Annotated in this window: 4 protein-coding genes; all 4 read right to left on the bottom strand. The window is 65.8% G+C overall.

Translation table 11 applies throughout. From position 1 onward, the window contains the following. Positions 1-38: 38 nt before the first annotated feature. On the bottom strand, positions 39-464 hold the full coding sequence (locus LO50_RS15885) for an OsmC family protein (protein ID WP_014821989.1): 426 nt from the start codon (positions 462-464) through the stop codon (positions 39-41). A 42-nt stretch (positions 465-506) separates the two neighbouring features. Then, positions 507-815: a DUF2388 domain-containing protein gene (locus LO50_RS15880; RefSeq protein ID WP_014821988.1), complete on the bottom strand. Its 309-nt coding sequence runs from the start codon at positions 813-815 to the stop codon at positions 507-509. A 66-nt stretch (positions 816-881) separates the two neighbouring features. Further along, positions 882-5,591, bottom strand: coding sequence for a PAS domain S-box protein (locus LO50_RS15875; RefSeq protein WP_044315609.1), 4,710 nt, complete (start codon positions 5,589-5,591; stop codon positions 882-884). 191 nt (positions 5,592-5,782) lie between these two features. Further along, positions 5,783-6,940 (bottom strand): L,D-transpeptidase family protein (locus LO50_RS15870; RefSeq protein WP_044315608.1); only part of this gene is annotated, 1,158 nt, incomplete at its 5' end.

Below are 6,940 nucleotides of genomic sequence, written 5' to 3'. Positions count from 1 at the left end.
TTTTTTTTGCGCCCGAGCTTCGCGCGATGGAGGCCCGGTCAGCCTTCCAGCGTCGCGTTCAGGCTGATGCGAGCGTTGAGTACCTTGGACACCGGGCAGCCTTCCTTCGCCTGATTGGCGATCTGCTGGAACTGCGCGTCATCTGCACCCGGAATCCGCGCCTTGAGGGTGAGATCGATCGCCGTGATGCTGAAGCCTTCGCCATCCTTGTCGAGTGTGACCTCGGCGCGGGTGTCGATGCGTTCGGCGGTCAGCCCGGCCTGGCCCAGCATCATCGACAGGGCCATCGAGAAGCAACCGGCATGTGCCGCGCCGATCAGCTCTTCCGGATTTGTCCCCGGCGTGTCTTCGAAGCGAGTGTTGAAGCCGTAGGGGTTGTCCTTCAGTGCACCGCTCTGAGTGCTGATGGTGCCCTTGCCGTCTTTCAGGCCGCCTTGCCAGACGGCGGAAGCGCTCTTCTTCATGAACTGACCTCGAATGAATGCGTGAATGGGTTCAGCGTGCTGCTATTGAAGCTGTTCGGCCGCAAGGATCGCGCTGGCCAGCTCCATGTCGGTGGCTTCCAGCTGCGGCTGCTCGCTGCGCAGTTGCTGCAGCATGGCTTCCAGATACGGGCCGCGGATCTCGCCGTTGCTGGCCACGAAGCTGCCTGCATCCTCGCGCGCAGGTATCACCAGCTTGTCGTCCTTGAAGGTCATGTAGGTGGATGCGGTGGTCGCACCCGAGGAGAGAATGTCGCGGACCAGGCCATCGGCCACGGCGCTACCAACCGGCACCAACGCCAGGGTGAACGCTGCGAAAAGTGTCTTGCGCATGAGCGGAAACCTCCTTGCTATCGTTCTTCTGAGAGTGCGATGGGCGAAGGAGAGTTCCGGTTGTCGCTAGTCGCGCCCGTCGATCAGGCGCCGGATGCGGGCGGCGAGGGTGTCGATGCTGAACGGTTTGGCGAGGATATCCATGCCGGGTGCGAGGAAGTCGTTACGCATCTCGTCGTCCGGTACGTAGCCGGTGATGAACAGCACCTTCAGTTCGGGGCGGTGCTGTCGCGCGCTTTCCACCAGCTGCCGTCCGTTCAGGCCGGGCAGGCCGAAATCGGTGACCAGCAGATCGAGGCGCTGATCGCCGTGCAGGTAGGGCAGCGCGCCATTCGCATCGACTGCTTCCAGCACCTGGTAGCCCAGCTCCTGCAGCACCTCCACGACGAGCATGCGCACGGCGGCCTCGTCCTCCACCACCAGCACGATCTCCCCGTTCGTCGCGCTGGGCATCTCCGTCGATTGCGACGCTGCAGGCGGTAGCTCGTCCTGGGCCTCGTTGCGCGGCAGGTAGAGGATGACCTGCGTGCCTTCGCCCAGCGTGCTGTCGATGCGCACGTGACCACCGGTCTGCTTGGCGAAGCCGTAGACCATCGACAGGCCTAGGCCGGTGCCCTGGCCTATGGGTTTGGTGGTGAAGAAGGGATCGAATGCCTTGGCGATGGTCTGAGCCGACATGCCGGAGCCGTTGTCGGTGACGCTCAGCACCACGTAGTCGCCCGGTTCGGGAGCGTCCGGCTGGCGCTGTTGGATCCGTACATTGCGCGTGTTCACCCCGAGGCGTCCGCCATCGGGCATGGCATCCCGGGCATTGATCACCAGGTTGAGCAGGGCGTTTTCCAGTTGGTGGCCGTCGGTATAAGCAAGCCAGGCATCTGCCTGCAGCTCGACTTCCAGACGGATGTGCTCGCCCATGGTGCGACGCAGCATGTCCTCCATCGACACCACCAGCAGGTTCACGTCGACCGGTTTGGGGGCCAGCGACTGGCGACGGGCAAAGGCCAGCAGGCGATGGGTCAGCGCCGCGGCACGGTTGGCCGAGGTGGTCGCGGCGTCGATGTAGCGGTCGAGATCGCCGGTATTGCCGCCGGCGACACGCCGCTGGATCAGGTCGAGCGCGCCGAGCACGCCGGTCAGCATGTTGTTGAAGTCGTGCGCCAGGCCGCCGGTGAGCTGCCCGATGGCTTCCATCTTCTGCGCGTGGCGCAGCGCTTCCTCGGCGCGCTCGCGTTCGGCCATCTCGATGTGCAGCCGGCTGTTGATCGCCGCCAGCTCGCGGGTACGTTCGGCAACCCGGCGCTCGAGGCTGTCGTTGAGTTCGCGCAGCGCCTCTTCGGCGGCAACCTGGGCAGTGACGTCGGTATTGGTGCCGAACCAGTGGGTAACCTGGCCGAAATCGTCGCGAATCGGCAGCGCGCGGGAGAGGAACCAGCGGTACTTGCCGTCCTTACCGCGCAACGGAAAGGTTTCTTCCCAGATCGAGCCGATGGCAAAGGCGCGCTTCATCGAGGCGCTGACCCGCTCATGGTGGTCCGGGTGGTTCACCGTGCGCCAGCCAAGGGCGCGCATGGCTTCGTCGGTGGTGCCGGTGTAGTCGTACCAGCGCTTGTTGTACCAGTAGATGTGGCCGCTGGGGTCGGCCATCCAGGCGAACTGGCTCATGTTGTCGGCGAGGGTGCGGAACTGCTCTTCGCTCTCCCGCAATGCGCGTTCGGCGCGCATGCGCTCATCGGCGGTCCAGGCGCGGTCGGCGACTTCGCGGATGAACGAGATGTCGTCGTCGAGCCAGCCGCGCGGCTGTTCTTCGAGCAGCATCATCACGGCGGAAATGCGGCCCTGCTCGAACAGCGGGACGCAGACGATGCTGCGGATCTGGCTTTCGGCAAAGTTCTCCGCATGGCTGGCGGTGCGGGCGTCGTGCAGCACGTCCTCGATCACGACCAGTTCGTTTTCCTGCAGGTCATAGAAGAAGTCGCCGTAATCGGCGAAATGCACCACTTCGCTGCTGCTGTCCGAACGGCCGTCGCTCCAGTAGCGCTCGATGGTGGCGCTCTGGCTCGGTGCATCGACACTGGCGAACAGCACTCGGGATACACCGATGGTGCGGCCGATCACGCTCACCGCGGCATGCGCGATGGTCTGGCTGTCGTGCTGCTCGCGCAGCAGGTCGCCCAGTTCGATCAGCGCGGTCTGACGCTGTTCGGCCTGCTGGCGATCCTTGATCTGCTCTTCGAGCATCTCGTTCATGCGCAGCATGCGTTCGGCAGCGTTGCGTTCGGCGGTGATGTTGCGCGCGGTACCGAGGATGCGCACCTTGCCGCTGGAATCGACGAGCCGGCGGCCACGATTGGCGAGCCAGACGAACTCGCCGATGCGGGTATCGAAGATGCGGTAGTCGAGCTGGAACTCGCCGTCGCCACGTCCCGCCAGGGTCTCGCCCAGCGCCTTGAGCAGCACGCTGCGGTCGTCCGGATGGATCCGCGCAAGAATCTCGTGCACACCCAGCCCCGGCTCATCCGGCGCCAGCCCGGCCATGGCCTTGAGTTGTGCGTCCCAGTGCAGCGAATGATGGCTGTCGCGGTATTCCCAGACGCCGATCGAGGCGATCTCGTTGGCGAGGCTGATGCGCTGCTCGGCTTCGCGCAGGGCCTTGCTGGCCCGCATGCGCTCGGCCGCGGCACGGATGCGCTCCAGCACCTCGCGCGCCAGGCCTATGTCATCCGGGCTCCACGGCAGCGGTTGGCTGCGGATGAACATGAGCAGCGCGGGCTGGGTGCCGGACTCGACACCTGGCAGCTCGGTGAACAGGACCGAGCGGGCGGCCAGATGTTGCAGCAGCGAGTCACTGCCTGACGTGTCTTCCTCGAGCACGACCAGGTTTTCGTCTGGCAGGCGGTCGATGAAACCGGCGGCCTCTGCTTCCAGGCCATGACGCCCTATCCGGCTCGGAGCATCCGCAGCCAGCCATTCCTGTTTCACGGCCAGCGTGCCGTCCTTCACGGTCCCCCAGGCGATGCAGTCACAGTGCGTCAGCCGGGCCAGGCGCTCGTCGAGTACGCAGCAGACATCGACCCGCTCGCTGCAAGCCTGCAGGCAATCGCTCAGTTCGAGAAGAAAGGCCTGCAATGCCTGGTGCTGGGTGCGCTCGCTGATGTCGCTAAAGGTGCAGATGGCGCCCTGCAGCTCGCCGTCGCGGTAGATCGGCGCCACCCGGTATTCCACCGGCAGGCTGCTGCCGTCGACGCGGAAGAACAATTCGTGCTCGACGTGGCGTGGTTCGCCGGTCGTGGCGGTGTGCTGGATCGGGCAGTCCTGCACCGGGTAGGGGCTGCCGTCCGGATGGCTGTGATGGATCACATGGTGCAGCTGGCGGCCTAGCACTTCCTCGCGGCTGGCGAAGCCCAGCAGGTTGAGGAAGGCATCGTTGCACAGGGTGACCATGCCGCCGCGGTCGATGGAGTAGAAGCCTTCGTTGGCCGAATCCAGCAACAGGCGGGTGAAGGCTTCGCTCTCCAGCCGCTGCATCTCCGAGCGCCGGCGGCTGTCGACGTCCTGGGCCACGCAGACCCAGTGCAGCAATTGTCCGTCGGCATCGTAGATCGGTGCGGCGCTGACCTGGAACCAGCGCGGCTGGCCATCGATGTCGCGCAGGGGCAGTTCGAGCTTGAACGGTAGTTGGCGTTGCAGCGCGGCCTGCCATTGTTCGGCCGTACGCTGGCGATCGTTCGCGGAGACCGCTACAAGCCAGCCGTCGCCACGTGATTGCTGCTCGTCCAGGCCGGTGAATTCGCACCAGTAGCTGTTGCAATAGCTCAGGCTGCCATCGGCATCGCATTGCCAGACCACCTGTGGACTGAGGTCGACCAGCGTGCGGTAGCGCTCCTCCATTTCCCGGGCGAAGCTCTGCTGCAGCCGCGCTTCGGTCAAATCGAGGAGGATTTTGACGAAGCCCTGCGGCTTGCCGTCGTGCAAAAGCGGAGTGAGCACTCCACTGGCCCAGAAGCGGGAACCGTCCTTGCGCTGGTGCCAGCGTTCATCGATGGCGCTGCCTTTCTCGCTTGCCGTGCGCATTTCCTGCTCAGGGGCGTGTTGTGCGCAATCCTCTTCGGTGAAGATGCGGGCGAGTGGCTGGCCGATCATCTCTTTGGCAGTCCAGCCGAGCATGCGCTGCGCACCGCTGTTCCAGCTGGTGATGCACCCGCGCGGGTCGCTGGCGAGAATGGCGTAGTCCTGGGCGCTGTCGATGATCTGGCGGCTGCGCGCGTCTTCGCCGCGTAAACGCCGCAGTTCCAGCAGCGCCATGACCTGGCGTGCCACTGCCTGCAGCTGCGCGCCCTGACGCGGCGAGAGCTCGCGTGGCTGGCGGTCGCAGACGCACAGCGTACCCAGCGGCAGGCCATCGTCGTCGCGCAGGATCGCCGCGGCATAGAAGCGTGCGGGCTCGCCTGCGGCGAGACGTGGCATTTCCACGGGCGCGCTGAGCTCGCCGCTTTGCCTGGTGATCAGCGGCTCGGATTGCAGGATCGCGCGGGCACAGAGCGAGCGCGTGAGCGGAACGGGCTCGCGCTGGAGCGCGAAGGCGCCCTTGCAGTACTGGTATTGGTCATCGATGAAATGGATCGCCGCCGCCGGACAGGCACAGAGGTCCGCAGCCATGGCGGCAAGCTCATCCAGCTCCGCGTCGCACGAGGCGTCGAGCGCGGCATAACGAGCCAATGCGATCAGCCGTTCAGCTTCATTCCAGGTCGCTGTGAGGGCGCTGTGTTCGGCGTTCAAGGTGTCCTGCTCGGCTATCCATGGCACTGAGTAATTCAGACGGGTCTGTCAGTCGACCACCCTTCAGCGGCGGGTGTGTCGAGCGGTCAGCAAAAGACTACGCCGAGCCTGCTTGGTTCAGGCGGCAGGCGACGAAACTCCCGACGAACGGAACGCCGCGCGGGTGCCCGCACCGGGTCGTCAGCGTTGCGCTAGCGCGCCGCGTCCAGCGCCCTGAGGAGCGCGGCATCGCGCTGGTAAATGTCCGGGCGATAGCGCAGCTGGCCGGTGTCGTCGACGGCCGCGGTCCAGTAAGCCATCAGGATCGGCGTGCGGCGCGCCAGGCGGTACTCGTGGGTCTTGCCGGTCTGCAGCAGTCTGGCGACGGTCTCGCGCTCGTCTTCGTCGAGTAGCAGATCGACCAGCTGCAGCGCCCCTTCGACGCGCACGCAGCCGGAGCTGAGGGCACGCTCGCTGAGATCGAACAGCGGCTTGCTCGGCGTATCGTGCAGGTACACCGAGAACGGGTTGGCGAAGCGGATCGCCACCTGTCCGAGCGGATTGGCCGGACCTGCCTCCTGGCGCAGCATGATGTTGCGCGGTGCATGCCAGTCGATGCTGGCCGGGTCCAGGTCGTTGCCCTGGGCATCGAGCACGCGCATCCCGTGACGCGCGAGGTAGCCGGCGTCCTTGCGGATCAACGGCAGCTTGTCCTGCTGCAGGATGGTCGGAGGTACGGTCCAGGTGGGGTTGAGCGTGAGTCGGGTGATCTGCGATTTCAGCGGCGGCGTCTGCCGCGCCTGGCGGCCGACCTGGGTACGCGTCTGCCAGAACGGGCAGCTGTCGCGGTAGTAGATCAGCCGTGCGCCGGCGATATCCACCAGCAGCGATTGCGGCTCGAGGTCACGGCTGATCCAGCGCAGGCGCTCCAGATTGATACGCACCTGATCGAGACGGCTGGACGGGCTGACGTTCAATGCAGCCAGCGTGCCGGCGCCGATCACGCCGTCGGCTTCCAGACCATGTCGCGTCTGAAAGCGGCGCACCGCCTCGACCAGCTCGTCGTCGTAGCGCGGCTCCAGCGCCGCCGTACTGGCGGCGCCGGCGAGCAGCATTTCGCGCAGCAGCGGCACACGTTCATCGCTCATTCCGGGTCGCAGCGTCGTGCCGTCCGGCAATGGCCGCCAGGCGGGCAGCGGCGCCAGGCGCAACCGCGCATAGGCGGCGCGCAAGTCGCGGTACAGCGCAAGGGCCGGGCGGGCGCGCTCGAAGGCCTGCGGCAGATCGGTAAGGCCCTGCACGGCGATCTGCAGCAATTGCTGGCTATCGTCGCGCTCCGCGGCGTCGGGGCTGCGCCAGATCGGCTCGAC

It is taken from the genome of Stutzerimonas stutzeri, from assembly GCF_000935215.1.
In the GTDB taxonomy this organism is placed as follows: domain Bacteria; phylum Pseudomonadota; class Gammaproteobacteria; order Pseudomonadales; family Pseudomonadaceae; genus Stutzerimonas.
The sequence above is the reverse complement of the archived record's forward strand: the minus strand, read 5'-3'. Positions and strand labels throughout refer to the sequence as shown.